Annotated in this window: 1 protein-coding gene and 1 pseudogene; both read left to right on the top strand. The window is 57.7% G+C overall.

From position 1 onward, the window contains the following. Nucleotides 1–436, top strand: a 436-nt coding sequence (locus IVB12_RS35010; RefSeq protein WP_247295631.1) for a transposase, incomplete at its 5' end; no start/stop codon positions are given. Between the two features lie 277 nt (nt 437–713). Further along, nucleotides 714–923: pseudogene (locus IVB12_RS35005) on the top strand (ATP-binding protein); the annotation flags it as partial. Between the last annotated feature and the right edge of the window lie 383 nt (nt 924–1,306).

Genomic DNA, 1,306 nt, shown 5'->3' with positions numbered 1-1,306 from the left:
GAGGGAGATCGCCAAGGCCCACGCGCGAAGCGAGACGAGCCGTTCGCTCGGAGAAATTCCCGGCGTTGGCAAGCTTGTTGCCTCGGTAATTGCAGCCAGTGTACCGGACCCAAGCATATTCAATTCGGGGCGGGATTTTGCTGCCTGGCTCGGGCTGACGCCCAGGCAAATTTCGAGTGGGGGTAAACCGACTCTCGGAAGCATCACCAAGGCGGGTAATCGATATATAAGGAAGCTACTGGTTCTCGGAGCAACATCGCTTCTAAACGTTGTGGAAAAACGCCGCGGCGGCTTGCGCGACTGGATTGTCGGGCTCTTGGCGAAAAAGCCGGCGCGGCTTGTGACCGTCGCCCTTGCCAACAAGCTGGCTCGGATCATCTTGGCAATGATGAAAACCGGAGAATGCTTCCGCACCGAGATGTTCGCCAAACCTTGAACGTGAGTTTCGGCCAGCCGCATCCAAATCAAAGAGTTCTAAGCTTGGTAAGTGCAAGAAAGGCATGATGAAAGACAACGGTCGCCACCGAAAACCAGGAAAACCCGACCAGTCGTGTGAGCTCTAAAGCTCGCATCCTTGATGTGACCCCTTGGTTGTCGGACTTCATCAGGGCCCGCGGAGATATGATCCGCGCTAAAGGCCGGACATACGATCGCAGACGTCCAAGTCGTTCGAAGTGCCAAATTGTGCTTGCCATCAGAGGCCGTCCACATACGACGACTGGGGACTTGAGCCGCTCACCGCCGAGGCGCGTCACGATCTGCTTGAGATTCTCGAAGAGCGCTACGGCCGCCGCTCCACCATCGTCACCAGCCACTCGCCGGTCGATAAATGGCACGAGGTGATCGGCAATCCCACTTACGCCGATGCCGTTCTCGACCTTCTCGTCCACAACGCCCAGCGTGTCGAGCTTGCCGGCGAGTCCTGCGCCGCAAGCGGCCCCAAAGATCAGCCGTGTCCAAGGCTGAACCGTAACGGCTGTGGGTATGACGCTTGTCCTGAAGGACAAGCTTGGACAACGCTGGCGCGTTGCCCACATACCCATCTGTGGACGCCCCGGTGAATGCAAGAAGAATCTTTCGATCAGGTGTTGCGCGTAGTCGGGTGTTGACATCTGTCCGGCCTTTATTGCGACCGTCATATGTCGCGGGCCCGTATGGGAGTTCGCGGATCAGGTCCAAATCACAGCGGCGTACTTGGAAGCACCTCGGCATGTACTGGTTTTCCTGACCCCGTCTCATCGACTGTTGCGCCGTACCTTCCGTTTGACCTTCCTACCTCCTCGACGACCTCTGGGTCGGGCGGATT

The organism is Bradyrhizobium sp. 179 (assembly GCF_023073535.1).
Lineage (GTDB): Bacteria > Pseudomonadota > Alphaproteobacteria > Rhizobiales > Xanthobacteraceae > Bradyrhizobium.
Note: the sequence above shows the minus strand (reverse complement) of the source record. Positions and strands in the feature narration are given on the sequence as shown.